Genomic DNA, 17,441 nt, shown 5'->3' on the forward strand with positions numbered 1-17,441 from the left:
TTATGCGTTATATCCAGTACGCCCTTTACCTCACACTGCCACTGGCGGCAATGCAATCGTGGCAGGTGATTGCCCATCACGCCTTCTCGGCCGAGTTCGACAAGGACGCGCCCGTCACACTGGAGGGCAAGGTCACCAAGATCGAATGGATCAATCCCCATGCCTGGATACATCTGGACGTGATCGGTGAAGACGGCGAGGCTGTTGCCTGGATGGTCGAGGGCGGCACACCCAATACACTGCTGCGCAGCGGTATTCATAAGAACTCATTGCCCATCGACAGCGAAATCATCGTCCGCGGCTACCGGGCCAATGATAAAACCTGTGAACCGGCCTGCAAGGCCAACGGCCGCGATCTTACTTTTGCCGATGGCCGCAAGGTGTTCATGGGCTCATCGGGTACCGGTGCGCCCAGTGATGGCGCGGACCCACGAGACCGCTGAGCACACTCGTCAAAAGTATGTCAGTCAATCAGATGATCTATGATTTTGCTGTGTGGCTGGATACGCACAGCCAAAGTACAGCCCTGCACGAATCCTTCTACATGTACAACTGGATAGAAAGCACGCACGTACTGGCACTGATGATCAGCCTTGGCATGCTGTTCCTGATCGACTTGAGAATGCTGGGGCTGGCACTGCCCGACATTGCCGCGTCGACACTTGCCCAACGGCTGAGTCTGCCCATGTTGGTGGGTTTTGGTGTCATGATCGTTACAGGCCTGATGCTGTTTTATGCCATTCCCGTGCGCACCTCCCAGAGCCTGTGGTTCCGCATCAAGATCGTACTGCTAATCGCCGCAGCCATTAACGCGTGGCTGTTTCATCGCCGTATGAGGGCGGCGGGCACAGATTGGGATACGATGCGAAAAGCACCACGCCCACTGCGATGGGGGGCAGGATTGTCCCTGTTATTTTGGGCGCTGATCGTGATCTGCGGACGCCTCATCGCCTACGACTGGTTCGATTGCAGAACCTCACCCATCGAGCCCATTGCCAGCGTGGCGGGCTGCCTCATTGATCAGGCGCAATTTTAAGACACGCAAAAGGGAGACCGACACGATGAGCGCCGTGGCGAAGTACTACTACCCACGAACGGTCGCAGTCATTGCGCTGCTGGGTGTGGGCCTGTGGCTTGCACTGGGCGAGACCCGGTTGGCCTGGTGGTCCGCCCTGCTGCCCGTATTTGAGTGGATGGAGGGCACCGTCTTCGGTGTCATCGGACAGACCTGGGGTGCAGCCTTTGCCACCGTGCAGGCAATTCACTTGCTTGGCATGGCCCTGCTGGGCGGCAGTGTGCTGGTTGCTGACGGCCGCCTACTCGGCCTGCTGCTTACCGATTCATCTGCGTCGGCGGTGCAGGACCAATGCCACCGGCTGTTTGTCTGGGCGCTGGTTTTGACGGTCGCCACCGGCATCTTCATGGCCTGCGGCGTGGCTATCAAGGTCTATTATCTCAATGTATTCTGGTACAAGATGCTGGCACTGTCCGCAGGCGTCGCCTTCGTCTATGGGATCCGCCGCCCACTGCTGCGCCAGGGCCTGGACACTATTCATCCCCGAATTATAAAACTGGTAGCAGTGGCGTCACTGATGCTGTGGTTCACCGTGGCAGCCACCGGTCGCTGGATCGGTTTTTCAGGCTAGGGATGACCGATGAAAGAACCTCCATCCATGCGAAGCAACAAAGACACACAATGGGCCGCCCTGCTGGCGAGTGCCGCCGTCATCGGTGGCTTTGCACTGTACTGGATCATTCAGATACAAGCCGTGCGGGAAATGCTGGCGCTGGCCTACGGCTGAGCCGATGTCTTCGGTCTCACCGTAGTCTCGTAGTGAAATTCGCGATCATCACGGTACTCAATAGCACCGGTGTAAAAGCCCGCCGTCTCCAGCGTCACTTCGACCGCACCAGCGCCACGGTTCTGCCAGTACCAGCCGTGCACACCGTCAAACGGTGCAGAGTAACGTCCACCTGAGACACGCAGCCGGCCGCTGGCAAAACTTTCTGAATAGCCGGGCACCGAGCCATCAGGCTCCGCGTGCATGTCGTAGACCACGTCATCGCCTGCCTGCCAGTGAAACAACAGAGTCGCGCCAGCCGTCAGACGGTATTTATACTCCACCGCTTCAAACGGCTGTAATTCAAATACAATGCGATCAGTGCGCCAGGGCCGGGACTGCAATCGCAGCGAATCACTGCCGTTATCCGCCATGCCCACGAGTCCCAGAGCGGCTCCACTGCCCAGCGGATCCCAGCCGTACTCTGCGGGCAGCACGAGGGCAATCAACAACACAACTGCTACGAGCAGTGCGCTAATACTGGCATTCAGTATGCGACGCCTGTCGCGTGATACGCTCACGTCAGCAGGTACCCCGCGAGTTGATTTCCGGCGAGCAGGAAGCCCGCACACATGACCACTGTGTTCAGAACAAAGGCCTGCTGATGGAATAGCCGCGTGCCGCGCCAGCGCAGCAGTAACAGCAGTATCAGCACGAGAGCCGCCACCTGTCCCAGTTCCACTCCTGCATTAAAGCTGAGCAGATTAACCAACATGCCGTTACCCGTATGAATGGTGTTCTGTAGTTTCGTGGCCAGGCCCAGACCGTGGCAGAGACCAAATACGAATACAGCGATTCGGGGGTCCGGCTCGATACCGAGAACATCACGGAACCCACCCATATTTTCAAACGCCTTGTACACTACCGACAGGCCGATAATGGCATCGACCAGATGCTCGTTCACCTGCCAGTCCGCCCATACGCCCAGCATCAGTGTCAGGCTATGGCCAACGGTAAACAACGTAATGTAAAGAACGATGTCCCGTGGGCGATAGAGGAAAAAGATGATACCCAGCAAGAACAATAAATGATCGACCCCGGTGAACATATGCTTTGCACCAAGGTAAAGAAACGGCACCGCAGCAGGACCCTCAAGGCCCCGCACAAAGGCGTTGTTAGCCGCGGACAGGTCGTGGGCCGCAACACCGGCGGTCCACAGTAGCAGCAGGCAACAGACCACCGTCACCTGTCGCCCCGTCGTCACCGCCCGTCACCCTCCCTGATCCAATACTGCGCGTGACAGGCCTTACAGACCTGGAATATCTGGCCGCCCGCATCAAACAGGCCGTCCGCGTCCCGCGACTCACTGGCCTTGAAGGCCTGCTCGCCAGCGCTCACTAACGCCTGCGCATACTCCTGCCAGTCATTCCCCATGGATCGCCCGGGTAACATCAGCAGGTTGCCTGCTTCACTCAACGTTATAGCCGCGGCAGACACTGATTCCCAGCCCGCACTCGTCGTCGGGGCCAGTTCCTGGCGGCCCTCAGCAGTGATAATCGTGCCGGCGGAGTCCCAAATCACATCGGCCGCTGGATCCAGTATCCATTGCATCAGCTGCTGGGGATTCGCCACGGGGCGGTAAGGTGGGTCGGTCGCCTGCAAGCCCCGTGGATTATCACAGGCTCCCAGCAACAGGATCAGGCACAACAGACTCCAGCGTCGCTGCCTGTGTCTGTTTGCTCTATCCTTTAGTCTCGTCAAAGCCATCGCCTGTATCCTGTTATACGATTGTCGATCGATACTCCACCCCTGCCTGTCAAGGCAGCCCCGACTCGGAGGAGGATTGCCCTGCCTCCGGCGGTGCCTGACCTGAGGCCGCCTGCTTCTTCAAAAGCGCCCGACCTATCGCCTCTGCCAACACCCGCTGCCGGTCTGCCTTGCGCTCCTCAATCATCTCGGAACGCGCTTCATCCACCCCCGACATAAAGCGCGCGAGAAACTGTGGGTCATCACGGTGCAGGAGCGCGGTCAGGACTGGATCATCGGTATCTCGCATCCATGCCGCCAGTGCACCGCGCAAGCGCTTTACCTCAATCGCATAATCCGGGTCTGCGATCAGGTTCACCAGACAATCAGGGTCCACCTGCACATCGTAGAGTTCTTCCGTTACCCGGTACTGCAGTAGATGGATTCTGTCCGCCAACTCTTCGACCCCGGTCGACAGCTGCAGCATGCGTTTGTAGGTCTGTGTATTTCTGGTTGCTGAGGACATCTTTCGCTTGCCATCCGACCACGGATTAAAAATATAGAGATAACGCGCATCCTGAATTGCTCGCATCGGCGCACGCTGCCCGACAGAGTTTTCGTTGTATTCCTTGATGACATAGTTCCAGCCCGTCTGCTCACCCCCTTCCAGCAAGGGCAGGAATGAGCGGCCCTGCAATCCGGCAGGCAGGTCTATATCGGCGGCATCAAGGAGTGAGGGCAGAATATCCACGGCTGAAACCATGTGCTTCGTATCTACCTGACCCGGCGCGATCTTGCCCGGCCAACGAAATACCAGCGGCGTGCGGGTGCTCTGGTGATACAACTGTGTCTTGGCAAAAGGAAACGGCATACCATGATCGGAGATAAACATCACAAGGGTCGACTCCGCCTCCCCGCTTTCCTCGAGTGCGTTGAGCACATACCCCACCGCGTCGTCGGCCCGACGCACCGACGAGTAGTAATGTGCCAGCTCCTCTCGCACAGCCGGATCGTCGATGAGGAAGCCCGGCACCGCTACCTCCTCAGGGCGATAGACTCGCGAGGGCACAAACCCATCCATAATGGGACTGCCGTGTTTGTCCAATCCATAAAAAGGCACGTGGGGGTCGGAGATGTTGATCAGCAATACAAAGGGTTTCTTCGCAGCACGGGCTGCGCGGATACCCTCCAGAGTAGACACACCATAAGAGGCAGGATTTTTACGGTGATGCGTCGCATCCAACACTTTGTCCCAGCGATAGGGGACGTAGGGTGTGGAGTTCCTCACCTTGCCACGAATCGCCGTGAAATATCCGGCCTTATGAAACAGGCTAGACAAGGTCGGATAGTCAGCGTCCCATATGTGATAGAAGCCCTCCACGCGGCTAGTATGCGGATAGCGCCCCGACCACATCACATTGCGCGAGGGCATACAGTTGGCCACCTGAACGTGCGCTTGCGTGAAGCGCAACCCCTCGGCGGCGAGCTGATCAATATGCGGCGTTGTGTCCGCTACGGAAGACCCGAAAGCACCGACCGAGTCCGCACTCATATCATCGACGGTAATCAGCAGAATATTAGGCAGCGCTGCGGCGCAGAGATTATTAGCGAGTAGGATCAGGCATGCGGCCATAAGGCCAGCAGAGACCCTGCGCGTCGGATTTTTGAAGGTGTGGGCCATTATCTCAATCGTGGCGTTCAATCGTGGGGCAAACTGCGCTCACACCGGCTTGCAGCTCATACAGTATCAACTCACCTCGACAGACATATTGTGAAACTTCCATTTTCAGATTGTTTCCCCTCACCGCTGCAGCACCTGTTCAGGCAACTGAATGGAACGTGACCGCAGTATCAGGTGCTCGGTTGAGGCACCTCTGCACCACATGCATTGCACTACTTACCTACTGTGACGCCGCGATCAAACCTCCGTGAACACTTGCGACGTTCTATCGGATACTTTACTTTTTTAGGGCGCAAAATTTCTGCGCCGCCGCCTGCAGCTTAAGCGAAAGACAAAGCCCTTACCAGCACTCCCCAAACAGACGGGACAAACTCAAATCCAGACCCTGTCAGACGCCCGTCTAGTGGAAGGGGGCCATGAAAACGACGAAAGCAGGTTTTGCCTCAGCGCGACGCGATGTGATCAGACAGGTGAGCATACTGTTCTCTCAGCTCACGCTTCAGGACTTTTCCAATAGAGCTTTTCGGCAGATCATCGACAATCACCACGCGCGCAATACGCTGGGCTTTTCCCAGCCTTTCGTTCGCCCACTCCTTGAGCGAACACTCTGAGACATGCGCCCCCTGCTCGACCACCACGATCGCCAATGGCGTCTCTCCCCAAGCCCTACTCGGCAGGGCAACAACCGCCACTTCATGCACAGCAGGAGACTCGAGCAACACCAGCTCGAGGTCAGTCGCATAAATATTGAAGCCGCCGGAAATAATCATGTCCTTGCGCCTGTCTGACAGAAACAACCAGCCCTCTTCGTCAAAATGCCCTACATCTCCGCTCTTGTAGTAGAGCAGGCCTTCGCTATCTCGCCAAAGCATATCCTCGTTAGCCTCTGCGCGGTTGTGATAACCCTCACTCATACTGGCCGAGCGCCCGACGATCTCCCCGATCTCTCCCACCGGCAGTTCATCGCCCTGCTCGCTAATTACCTTGAGAATAGAACCCGGTATAGCGGGGCCAACAGAATCCAGCTTGTCCTGTTCGCGAGCGACGCTCCCAACCAAAAGCGTTCCGACACCGCCCTCGGTCAGACCGTAAAACTCGATCAGCTCACTGGGGAGTCGGTCAATGACTTCGCGCTTCAGAGCTGCACGCAACGGAGCGCTGGTGCTGAAGGTGAGCTGCAGACTGGAGAGATCGTAGTCATCAAAGTTCTGTACTCGCACGATGCGGTCGTACTGTACCGGCACCAGCATGGCATGGGTGACACGGTGGCGCTGAATCAAATCCAACGCGCCCTCCGCGTTGAACTTCGGCATAATGACAAGCGTCCCCCCGCCACACAGCGTCGGCCACCAGGTAGTAATCGTGGTGTTGGAATACAACGGTGTCGAAACCAGGGTAATCGCTTCAGGCCCCAACCCCAATGCCATCAATCCGGCTCCGAGCGACTGCCGAGTGCGGTGACTATGGACGATCCCCTTGGGCACGCCCGTGGTCCCCGAACTGTAAATAATGTTGAATTCGTCGTCGCCGGATAGCATCACGCCCGGCGCTATCGAAGCGTGGGAGGACTGCCAGCTGTCCAGCAACTGGAACTGCGCGTCGCAAAAATCGAACCCTATCAAACCGCCCGGCAATATTTGTGTCTGTTGTGCAAGAAATTCACCGGACAACGCCAGCATCTCCTGCGATAAAACGAGCACCTTTGCACTGCAGTCACGCAACATCATGAGCAGGCTCCGAGCAGTGATCATGGATTGCAAAGGCACCGCACAGGCGCCGACCACAAGCGTGGCGGCGAACATTTCGGAGTAAGCAATGCTGTTGCGCGACAACATGGCAACCCGGTCGCCGCGGCTAACACCCAACGCTCTCAGCCCGTTGGCCATACGGTAGATGCGGTCTATCGACTCACCCCAGGTCACTATCCGCTCACCCTCCATCAGGGCGACGCAATCGGGCTGCGAGACGCGCAGCTCAAGTAGCAGCGCCGGCAGAGAAGCAGCCTCGTCGAATGGCACCTCTACTCTGCCGCTCATAACAGATTTGCTCATTATCATCCCCACAGAAATCGACACGACCACTGTATCGTGGTGTCTGGAGGCAGTCACAATAGTGCCCAACCTCCCTGGCATGCTACCCTGTTCAGCAGAAGCCGTCCGACATAATCGACAACCTGGAGATTCGATGCAGCGATTTTCCCTCCCTGGTCTTTTTTTGTGCCTGGCCCTGCTGACCCACCCCCCGTTCGCTATCGCGGTCGATCCGCTGAACGCATTGATTCTCACTACGCCAGGCGTGTACCACGACTATCAAAAACAGACATGGATTTTGGCTCATCGTATCTCCGAGCAGGCCAATATACGCTTTGATGTTTCCCTCGCCGAACTGGATCGCTGGAAAAATACCGACTACTCCGCCGGCTACGATGTACTGATTTACAACCTGTGCCTCGCTGACAATCAGGATGCCAAACTGATTGCCAACATGCGCAGGCAAACCGAACAGCTCGGTGTACCCGCACTGCTGATCCACTGCACCATGCACTCGTTCCGTAATACGGACCTGTGGTGGACCATGTCGGGGCTGCAGACGGTCGCCCACGAACCATTGGGAACCCTTACACTGACAAAAGCCCGAGAGCACCCAGTGCTCACAGACATTCCGGACAACTGGGTGTTGTCTCACGATGAACTCTATTCCAACCTGGCATTTGAGGGCGAGGCCCTGCTGACGGCAACGGGACTGGATGGACAGCCGCAGGTTACCGCCTGGCTTGCCCGCCCTGGGGGCACCCCTGTATTTAGCACCACGCTGGGCCACAGCGAAGAGACCATAAAGAATCCTCATTTCCAGCGGTTGCTGGCCAGCGCGCTGCTACACGTCACCGGCAATTTATCACCCGATGGGAAACCCACACCGGGCATGGAAGGCGACCCTGCCGGCATGGATATTTTTGAAACTTTCTCCGCACCCAGGGGTGTCAAGTTTCTCGGTGAAGAGGGGCTGGCCTGCGCCTATCGGGAACTCGTCATCGCAGCTGGACCCTGCTACCTCAGCTGCATCCTCAATCCCCTTGAGTGGGGGGCAGAAACAGCGGCCTGCAAAACCGCCTGCGAATCGAAGCTTCCCTCCACGAGCACGCTCATCCAACGCTGCACACCGTAATCACGGTTATTGTCAGCTGATAGATCGGTGTAAGCGATGTTCGGGCCGATGCCAGCCTCGTGCTCGCTGACCTGACACTGCGCTAATGACGCAATATCCGCACATTCGCCGCGGCCGCGCCGTCAGCCTGAGGCTGAGTACTAACGGGGAGTAGGCTTCATTTGCCGCGGCCCAGGGAGAGACACCGGCTTTAGCCTGCCAGAAATAAATAAAATCAGGCTTGACTGTTTTATTTATTACCACCATACTTTCAATCCACTCTCATTCGACCGCGAGGGATAACCCGTGACCGCACCCACAGCTAACGACAAACGTCCACTCGCGGACATGGCCCTATTCGACACCAACACCCTCAAGTGCCCCTACCATTACGACAAGACGCTGCGTGACGAGGTTCCGGTCTATCAGGACCCCGAGTCCGGAGTTTTCATCATTTCTACCTACGACCTGGTTCGCCAGGCACACAAAAACGATGAAGTCTTTTCCAACGAGTTCACCCTCGCTCTGGGTGCCGCAGGAAAGCTGGATGACGATGTTGTAGCCGCAATGAAGAACACCTACGACCTCGGCAAGGGCACTTTATTGACCGTCGACGACCCGGACCACGAGATGTATCGCAACACGGTGCGGGATTTCTTTCTGGCGAAAAATCTGCAGCACTACAAGGACTGGACCAATGACCTGGCAGAACGCATGGTCGCAGACCTGCCCTCGGGCGAGGAGTTTTGTTTTATCGAGCGCTTCTCCCGACCACTGCCTCTATCGGTAATCATGCACGTTCTCGGTATCCCGCTGGACATGATAGACCTCACGTTTAAGTGGACCGTAGCCAATGTGAACGTGCTGTCACTGGTGGCCGACAAACAAGCGCTACTCGCAGCCCACGCGGCGGTGAAGGAAGAATACGACTGGTTTGTCACCGCGCTGGACGACAGGCGCGCCAACCCGCGTGATGACCTCCTCAGCCTCATTGCCCACGCCGAGGTTGAAGGCCGTCCGATGACTATCGAAGAGCAACTGGGCCACTGCACTCAGTTCCTCGTAGCGGGCAACGAAACGACCACCGCAACTCTGGCTGAAGGTATTCGCCAGCTGTGCCTCAACCCGGAACAAGAGGCCGCGGTACGCAGTGATCCTTCCCTTATCCCCAACCTGGTGGAGGAGACCCTGCGCCTCGCGTCACCCACATCCAATATGTGGCGCATGACCAAGAAGGACCACACCATGGGCGGTGTAGAAATACCCGCCGGCAGCATGGTGCTGTTAAAATACTTTTCCTCCAACCACGACGAAAACATGTTCGAACAACCTATGGAATTCGACGTTACCCGAGGCAACGCCAAACGGCATATCGCCTTCGGTTTTGGCACGCATGTGTGCATCGGGCAGCACCTGTCGCGTCTCGAAATGATCGCGTCCTGGGAGAAGATCTTCGCAGGCACCAAGGGCATGCGGCTGGCAGGCGACCCTTCGGAATTGGAGTACATGCCCAACATTCTACTGCGCGGTCTTGAGCGCCTACCGGTTGTTTTCGAAAAGTAACATCACTCTGCGGCAGCCATCTCCTGCCGGCGTATGATTGCGCGGGGCTTACAGTGTTCTGTGCGCCACTGCCGCGTTTTGTGGAATGGATGCTCCCCCGTCCATTCGAAAAAATCGACCGAGGACAGTTGATCCAGGACATTTTCAACGTAACCACTCTGCCGATAAAGCCATTGATCATGGTTGGTTCGAGTGGAGAGCCGCTGTAAATAGCTGCAATCGATTTTCCCAAGTACGTTACACTTCTGGTTCACCAGGAAAAAGCTGCTCGGCCCGTGTGATAAACCGCGACGAAAACGATAGCTGCCAGCCAGGGAGACCACATGCTTTCGACTCTACTCTCATTATCCAGCCTGCTGGTCTACCCCCTTTCTCTTTGTCTCATGCTGGGCTTTCTGGGAATGCTGGTGTGGCGGCTCGGTTTGAGACGAACGGGGGCAACCACTGTATTTGGAGCGCTGCTTTGGCTCTACGTGTGCTCGACCGCCAGCTTTTCCTACCTGCTGATAGGCAAGCTGGAGGAAAATTACCCCTCGCAGCCCCTGTCAGAGATTCCGCGGGCAGACGCTATTGTCCTTCTGGGTGGCGCGCTGCGTGGCGATTCCGCGATGGGCATACTACCCGACCTCAACCAGTACGCCGATCGCCTGGTACATGCAGTTGCCCTCTACAAGGCGGGCAAGGCAGACTACATACTGCTCACTGGGGGGTCCGCACCCGGAGCACGATCTGAGGCACGCCTGATGCAGGACGTATTGGCGGTCATGGGTGTTCCCCCAAGTGCGCTCATACTGGAAGAAGAGAGTAAAAATACACACGACAACGCACTAAACAGTGCCGCCATCCTGAAGCAGCGGGACATGCAACGCATACTGCTGGTCAGTTCGGCATTTCATATGCGTAGGGCGGATGCGCTGTTTAAGCGCCAGGGTCTGGACGTGATACCCGCGCCCACCGACTACCAGCAGGTTATTATCGCCTCCACACTGCCCGCGGGCATTCCAGGCGTAAAGAATCTGTCTCGCACAACCGAGGCGCTGCATGAATTCGTGGGGTACGAGGTTTATCGCATGCGCGGCTGGCTATAGCCGGACAATGCGTAAGTGCTGGAGCGTTAGATCAAGTTTATAGCAAGCCCGTCTGCAGCTGAACGAATTGCACCAAGCCGCCGCTGCACAATCAGAGTATGAAACGCACCCCGAAACGGAATTTACGACCCGGTGCAGGAAAACCTACCGCCGTTTCATAATCCTCATCCAACACGTTGTCAGCAGAGAGCTGCAGCTCCCAGTCGGGCGACGGCTGCCAGCGTAAGACACAGTCGAGACGATAGTAGTCGTCCAGTTCTTGCGTGACTTCTGCCCCGGTATAGCGCGAAGCGGCCCACTGCTCTCCCGAGTAGCGGTATTCAAACACCGCGCCCCAGGCGCCGTTAATTTGCCAGTTGCCCACCACACTCGCCGTCCAGCGGGGACGGCCCGTGAGCTTTGTGTTCTCGTTTTTGACGTCGATGTCGGTATACGTTCCCTGGGCTCGCAAACTAACGTCAACCATCGGCTGCCACGTAGCCTGCAACTCCGCGCCACTGGTGTGCACCTTACTGCGATTTACATTGCGAAAAAGCTCATCGTCGAAGTCCACCAGGTCCTTGAACTCATTGTTAAACCAGCCCGCCTCCAGCGACAGGGTATTACCAGCCTGCCAGGCCACGCTGGCATCCCAGCTCTCACCCTTCTCTGGCTCGAGTGTTGGATTGCCTACCAGCCCATGCCCCAGTGCGTAAAAACTGGGCAGCTTGAACGCTTGCCCCCAGTTGGCTGAAAAAGTCAGTGCATCCGTCGGTGAATAGGCAGCGCCGGCCTGCCAGGAGGTCTCGCCGCCGAAGTCATCCGGCTCGTCATAACGCACGCTCGCCTGCAACAACAGCGAGTCGCGTGGCGTGGCGGACACGCCGCTGAACACGCCCCAGGTATCGCGGTTGAGTTCAAAATCTGTCGCAATACGATTACCGAAAAAATCCAGATAGCCATCGCTTTCACCGTCCTCATGCCGAAAGTCAGCGCCGGCACTAATAGAAACATCTTCGAGAAGCGCCAGCGTGTTCACCCATTGGAGCTTGTCACGGATAAAGTCAGTATCAGCGGCGTTGGGCGGTACTTCGCTGTAGGGTGCAATACCGGGCGAGGAATACTTTTCTTGTGCATCAAAACGGCTTGCTTGCAGAGCGCTGCGCCACTTCGGCATGACCTGGTAGATCCATGCCAGTGAAAATACCTGCTGGGTATAGTCGCTTTTATCCTGTGCATCCACAGTGGCAAACCGTGGGCCGCCGCTCTGCTCAGGCCAGGTTTCCCGGTCACCATCCAGGTAACGATAAGCGATCCTCAACTGATGAGCGTCACTGGGGCGCCACCCGACACGCAGGTTTGCACTATCGTGATCGCGCTTGCTGTTGCGCACCGGCTGGCCATCATCACGATCAGTCAGCTCCACCGCGTAACTGACATCACCCACCGAGCCCAGCGCACTGGCGGCCAGGGTATAGTAATCGTCCTCACCTATCTCCGCATGAAATCGCTGACTATGCCCCTGCCCCGGGCGACGGGTAATGATATTGATGACACCCGCCAGTGCATCAGACCCGTAAATGGACGACTGAGCCCCGCGCACAACCTCGATACGCTCGACCATATCAGGGTTGAGGTTGGCGAAGTCATAACTACCCCCACGCGAGTTTGTGGGGTCATTCACCTCTACACCGTCAACCAACACCAGGGTAAAGTTGGATTCACCTCCGCGGATAGATACGGCCGTGAGACCACCCGGACTACCTTGCTCCTCTACCAACAATCCCGGCAATGTCTTGAGCAAATCGGCTACGCTCGTCTTGTTAAGTGCGGCGATCTGCGCGTCGTCCAATATCGACACGTCGCTGGTGATGGCAGAACGCGGGGCATAGGTTCCGGTCACCACGACAGTCTCTAACGCCACCGGTGTGCTCTCGCGCCCATCAACCAGACTTGCGGCACCCACTAATAGAAATGCGGCGAAACCACGTACCCCTGAACTTTTCACACCTGCCCCCTTGTGATTAAAATAACCCCTCTGCTTTGACATACAACCATGACGTATAATGGTCGTTTCATGCTTGCTACGCGCAAGGTTGATACTGCATGCTGTCCGTTACGATGCCTAACATTTTTTTCCTCGTGATCTACCTACTGTGCGCTGCGGTGCAGTATAACGACCCGGACGCGTTACCTTGGGTCGCGCTCTACCTCAGCGCCGCTGCCATGTGTGCCGCCCGGCTGCGCAAGAGACTTCCCGAGTGGCTGCCCAGACTGCTCTTCATCATCAGTCTGTTATGGATAGGAACACTGTTGCCCAATATTATTGGCCAGGTTAGCCCACGAGACGTTGCTGCTTCGATCAGCATGCAAACGACGGCCGTTGAGGAAGCGAGGGAAATAGGCGGACTATTTCTTGTCGCACTGTGGTCCGGCATAATCGCGCTGCGACGCATCACCGCTTAATGTACCCCGGGAGTTTCAGGATTCACGAAACGCTGTGATGGTATCGCCCTTTCGATGAATTATGAGGCTATTAACCTCTCCTCCGGGCTCCGCAACGAATTCGATCTCCAGCAGTTCGCCGCCCTCTCCTGCACTAAAACGCGTCTCAGACAGCGGATTAAGTAGTGAACTACCGTACAATGGAACCGAAATAACAAGCCCGTCTTTGTCTTCAGTGATAGTGAGCGTTGCGAAGCTAATCGCATACTCACCGACGAAAAGCCCGTAGCCACGATCAAAGGGTATCGCGCGCAGTTCACTGGCTGTCCATGCCTCATCGCGTCCTGCACTGGCAGCACGGATACTGCTCGCCACAACCATACTTACCGGGTCAGCTTGGTTGCCCCAGCTGCGCCGCAGGTACGTCATCAGCCCCGCCAGTGTACTATCATCCATTTCCTGCCGTTGCCCGTGCGCGGGCATGACCCCGTCGAACCACTGTCCACCAACATTAACGGGGCCGCTCATACCCTGCAGGATGATGCGTCCCAACCACTCCGGTGGGCCGGTAACCCAGGATGCACCCGCGAGTGGCGGCGCAAGACCTGCAACGCCCTCACCGGACAGCCCGTGGCAAGCACCACAGCGCGGATAAAATGCCTTCCCCGCTGCCATAGTCTCCAGTTGCTCCGGGCTCAGCGGCGTAATACCCAGCGCCAACTCATCGGTTGGCCAGGTGAAGGCGGCTCGAGCGGCCATGCGCGCTGCCCATAACGGGCTCTCGCCGCTTATCTCACCGTCGGTAAATATGGCGGGCGCGGCAGCCAGATGGGCGGGCACAAAACCACTGCGGCGGGCCACCCATTGCATGCCCCTCAGCAGGGCCACTTGCTGCCACGCGTTCTCATTCTCTCGTGACGCAGCCAATGTCAGCAGGTCGAGCAGGGCCGGATTGGCTGCAGCGCTTGATGCCGTGTCACCGCGCAAGCTGAGATAGGCGTTAGCCGCCAGAAACTTCAAAACAACCCGCTCTTCCCGCGTGGCGTCCGCCATCGGCTCCCGAGCCAGGTACTCCGTTAAAAAGTGTAATTCACGACCCGACACCGCACGCTCCACAGCCTGGGTGACATAAGGGCTGGTCAGGTGACTCGCAACAAGCCCGGTTAGGGCTTGCCGTATATCGACCCGGTCCGCGAACTGCCCCATGGCCAGTGCCAGTTGCAGCGTTACCGCTTCGCTCCCCAAAGTCTGCTGCGCGTGCAAGATCAGCAGATCTTCCGGGGACAGCAGTGCTGCGCCGGCACGCAGCGCCTGTACCTGCCGATGAGCATCGTCCTGGACTGCCAACTCCAGTACAAGATCGCGCTGCAATTCATTCCTGCCCTGCAAGGTCCAGATAGCATGCAGGGCGGGCAGAGTCTCCTCTCCCCGGGCCACGGCTTCCAACGCCGTGCGGTAATCGCCTTCCCGGATCAGCAACAATCGCTGAGCGGTATCGCGGACCCAGCCATTGTCGTGGGACAACGCGCCAATGAGTTCATCGGTGGACGCCAACGCCAACTTTGGGAACGTCCGCTCAGGTTTACCCTCGCTATGGCGTATGCGCCAAATGCGTCCCATACCAATAGGGGTGTCCAGTTGCCGCTCGAAAATTTGCTCGCGCAACTCGTCTGTCAGAAAGTGATCGTCCTGCACGATGCCCCGGTACATATCGATAACATAAAGAGCACCATCGGGGCCGTTGTAGGCATCTACCGGCCTGAAACGCTCATCAGTAGATCCTAAAAAATCTCGCTGCCCCCAGAGCGGGTCAGCGTATAGCTGTTGCTCCGCTGTAAGCGCAACACCCTCCTCGCGCATTGCGAACTGTGCCACGACATTGCCCGCGACCTCGGGGACAAAGACATCTCCGTGGTAGCGCCGGGGAAACTGATCTCCTAGGTAGGCCACCAGCCCACTGACTCCTGTCGCCTGATTAAGCCTGCCATCTGCTCGCAAGGTATCGGGCAGGTAGGCGCGATTTACCCCCGGGTTCACCCTCACTGAGTGCACGGGAGCCGGATTAGTCAGGTTCACCCCAAGTCCCTCCAGCGGGCGCAGTCGACCCACCTGGACCAGATCCTCCCCGGAAAATAAATCCGCCTGTAGCCATGTAGAATTATGGTTATACAGAAGGCGTCCCACGGCATCCCGGGTAATACCCCACTGCCCCCGATTGGGACCCCGACGCTCTAATAACTCACCGCTTTCCAGGCGCAGGGCGCGATTGGATTTGGCGTTATACAGCCAGTTGTCCAACCCCTGCAGGAGGCCATTCTCCATGTGTTCAACATTGCTCTCAACATCAACTGCGTAGTCACCTACGCGTCGTTTCCTATCACACAATGATGCTCGGTCGGGGAGTTCACATAACCACAGGTGGGGTGGCTCAGCCACCAGCACCCCCTCGTTGACAACTGCCACCGCACGGGCATTGACCAATCCGCCCAGGAACACCTCGCTGCTGTCCATGCGGCCATCCCCGTCTGTATCTTCAAGCCTGACAACCCGGCCCAGCGGCGCATTGCTGTCATTGCCGTAAGCATCGCGCATGTAGCCACGCAGCTCCACCACATAGAGACGACCATACTCGTCCCACGCCATGGCGACCGGCTCCTCGACGAGCGGCTCTGCTGCCACCAGCTCGATCTCAAAGCCCGGTGCAGTGCGGAAAGCCGCCAAAGCCTCTGCTGGATTCAGTACAGGCGCAGGGCGCTTGTCCAGTGACTCGTAAGGCAGGGGCTCTGCGCTTTTGTCCCCTAGCGCGAACCACGCGAAATCGCCTATTTCAAACCTTGCACCACAACGGGCAGGCTGAATACGCAAACGCCCGCGTTCAGACAAACCGGTATCGGCCACACGCATCACATCGACCTCGCCGATCGTAACAGTGACCGCGTCCGCTGCCGTTACACCGGTGACTCGATGCTGATCGGCCGGTTGCAGCATCACCGGCTCCAGTACACGCTCACCGGCGGCAGTCACCAGACGGGCTTCGGCGCGGTCGCGGTAGACTTTGACTTCGACATAGCTGTCGTTTTTGCCACCCCTGTCCCGGTGATCGCGCAGACGGATAATCGTCGGGTTGTTACAGGCGGGCACCGTCATCTGGATGAGCACATCGCTAAACTCACGGCGAGAGTCGATGAAGCTGTCGCGTTCACCGGAGCTTCCGCCAAAACTGCTGTCGCTGAACTCCAACCCTGCGGACGGTAACCCGTGCCATTCCTGCCGGGACAATAAACTGGTTCCGGCAACACGCTGCGGCGGCAGCTCGCGAATACGGATTCGGCGCCAACGAATGACGCCCTGTTTTCCCGCGTGTACCTGCAGAGCGATAAACCCTTCCGGACTGAGACCGTCGACAATATCGGACACGGGTATGCCGTTGATCCAGGTCCTGAGGTGCGCGCCACGAGCCTCGATCTCGACATCATTCCAGCCATCATCACGCAATACGCCGCGAACCTCGGCTATTCCGTCGGGCTTGGCCAACCAGCCGCGGCGAGCCTCGTCGTAAATACCGCCCGTCCAGGAACGCGGTGAGGGATCGAGTTCATACTGGTAGCCGTAGACGCGTCCGTTGTCGTTGCGCTGCGCCGAACGAAACTGAATGCCGGAATTACCCTTCTCCTCCCATCGCACCTGCAGGCGCAAGGAAAAGTCACGGTAGGTTTTTTGTGTGCGCAGGAACGTATTTTTGCCGGGGCCATTGCGACCAACGATAGCATCGCCATCGACTGAGAAACTAGCACCGCCGCCGACGCTCCGCCAGCCATCAAGCGATTCCCCATCAAACAGGGAACGGTAGCCCTCCTCCAACTGAAACGGCTCAGAAGACGGCTGCAACTGAGTCAGATAGTAACCACCACCGACCAATGCCACTAATATAAGAGCAACAATCTTGTTCATAGAAACGCCGGCGACCGCACCCCGTAATTACTTGGAGGGCGCAACACGTTTATCATGTCATAC

The 17,441-nt window shown here is 57.4% G+C and carries 15 protein-coding genes; 8 read left to right on the forward strand and 7 right to left on the reverse strand.

Annotated elements, in window-relative coordinates; genetic code table 11:
* Positions 1–2 precede the first annotated feature (2 nt).
* The 4 genes from EYC82_RS09605 to EYC82_RS09620 are packed head-to-tail and all read left to right on the forward strand — an operon-like array spanning position 3 to position 1,802.
* Positions 3–443: a DUF6152 family protein gene (locus EYC82_RS09605; RefSeq protein WP_279249314.1), complete on the forward strand. Its 441-nt coding sequence runs from the start codon at positions 3–5 to the stop codon at positions 441–443.
* A 17-nt stretch (positions 444–460) separates the two neighbouring features.
* The gene (locus EYC82_RS09610; RefSeq protein ID WP_279249315.1) at positions 461–1,036 is read left to right on the forward strand and encodes a DUF6644 family protein; all 576 of its coding nucleotides are present in this window, start codon (positions 461–463) and stop codon (positions 1,034–1,036) included.
* 25 nt (positions 1,037–1,061) lie between these two features.
* Positions 1,062–1,646: a DUF6644 family protein gene (locus EYC82_RS09615; RefSeq protein ID WP_279249316.1), complete on the forward strand. Its 585-nt coding sequence runs from the start codon at positions 1,062–1,064 to the stop codon at positions 1,644–1,646.
* 9 nt (positions 1,647–1,655) lie between these two features.
* Positions 1,656–1,802 carry a hypothetical protein gene (locus tag EYC82_RS09620; protein WP_279249317.1) on the forward strand — a complete coding sequence of 49 codons (147 nt, stop codon included), beginning with the start codon at positions 1,656–1,658 and terminating at the stop codon, positions 1,800–1,802.
* Here EYC82_RS09620 and EYC82_RS09625 read toward each other — a convergent pair.
* From EYC82_RS09625 to EYC82_RS09645, 5 genes are all read right to left on the reverse strand, one after another.
* Entirely contained in the window at positions 1,793–2,362 is a 570-nt protein-coding gene (locus EYC82_RS09625; RefSeq protein ID WP_279249318.1) for a hypothetical protein, read from the reverse strand. The genes EYC82_RS09620 and EYC82_RS09625 overlap by 10 nt on opposite strands.
* Positions 2,359–3,045, reverse strand: coding sequence for a HupE/UreJ family protein (locus tag EYC82_RS09630; protein ID WP_279249319.1), 687 nt, complete (start codon positions 3,043–3,045; stop codon positions 2,359–2,361). Before EYC82_RS09630 ends, EYC82_RS09625 begins: the two co-directional genes overlap by 4 nt.
* The gene (locus EYC82_RS09635) at positions 3,042–3,548 is read right to left on the reverse strand and encodes a hypothetical protein (RefSeq protein ID WP_279249320.1); all 507 of its coding nucleotides are present in this window, start codon (positions 3,546–3,548) and stop codon (positions 3,042–3,044) included. The genes EYC82_RS09630 and EYC82_RS09635 overlap by 4 nt, the downstream gene beginning before the upstream one ends.
* 49 nt (positions 3,549–3,597) lie before the next feature.
* Positions 3,598–5,208 (reverse strand): sulfatase family protein, encoded by a 1,611-nt coding sequence (locus EYC82_RS09640; protein WP_279249321.1) that lies wholly within the window; start codon positions 5,206–5,208, stop codon positions 3,598–3,600.
* A gap of 443 nt (positions 5,209–5,651) precedes the next feature.
* A complete protein-coding gene (locus tag EYC82_RS09645) occupies positions 5,652–7,259 on the reverse strand; it encodes a class I adenylate-forming enzyme family protein (RefSeq protein ID WP_279249322.1) in 1,608 nt (535 codons plus the stop codon).
* A gap of 133 nt (positions 7,260–7,392) precedes the next feature.
* On the opposite strand from EYC82_RS09645, the gene EYC82_RS09650 reads away from it, so the two are divergent.
* The 3 genes from EYC82_RS09650 to EYC82_RS09660 all read left to right on the forward strand — a co-directional run bounded on the left by EYC82_RS09650 (position 7,393) and on the right by EYC82_RS09660 (position 11,003).
* The gene (locus EYC82_RS09650) at positions 7,393–8,373 is read left to right on the forward strand and encodes a ThuA domain-containing protein (protein WP_279249323.1); all 981 of its coding nucleotides are present in this window, start codon (positions 7,393–7,395) and stop codon (positions 8,371–8,373) included.
* Positions 8,374–8,658: 285 nt separating this feature from the next.
* A complete protein-coding gene (locus EYC82_RS09655) occupies positions 8,659–9,915 on the forward strand; it encodes a cytochrome P450 (RefSeq protein WP_279249324.1) in 1,257 nt (418 codons plus the stop codon).
* A gap of 323 nt (positions 9,916–10,238) precedes the next feature.
* A complete protein-coding gene (locus tag EYC82_RS09660; protein WP_279249325.1) occupies positions 10,239–11,003 on the forward strand; it encodes a YdcF family protein in 765 nt (254 codons plus the stop codon).
* Between the two features lie 91 nt (positions 11,004–11,094).
* On the opposite strand, the gene EYC82_RS09665 is transcribed toward EYC82_RS09660, so the two are convergent.
* Complete coding sequence (locus EYC82_RS09665) at positions 11,095–12,990, reverse strand: TonB-dependent receptor plug domain-containing protein (RefSeq protein ID WP_279249326.1); 1,896 nt, start codon at positions 12,988–12,990, stop codon at positions 11,095–11,097.
* Positions 12,991–13,088: 98 nt separating this feature from the next.
* Between EYC82_RS09665 and EYC82_RS09670 the strand changes: the two genes are divergently transcribed.
* Entirely contained in the window at positions 13,089–13,448 is a 360-nt protein-coding gene (locus EYC82_RS09670; RefSeq protein WP_279249327.1) for a transmembrane 220 family protein, read from the forward strand.
* Between the two features lie 15 nt (positions 13,449–13,463).
* Here the strand turns inward: EYC82_RS09670 and EYC82_RS09675 are convergent, their stop codons facing one another.
* Positions 13,464–17,378, reverse strand: a complete 3,915-nt coding sequence (locus EYC82_RS09675; protein ID WP_279249328.1) for a PVC-type heme-binding CxxCH protein — start codon at positions 17,376–17,378, stop codon at positions 13,464–13,466.
* Positions 17,379–17,441 lie beyond the last annotated feature (63 nt).

This window comes from Candidatus Marimicrobium litorale, from assembly GCF_026262645.1.
In the GTDB taxonomy this organism is placed as follows: domain Bacteria; phylum Pseudomonadota; class Gammaproteobacteria; order Pseudomonadales; family Halieaceae; genus Marimicrobium; species Marimicrobium litorale.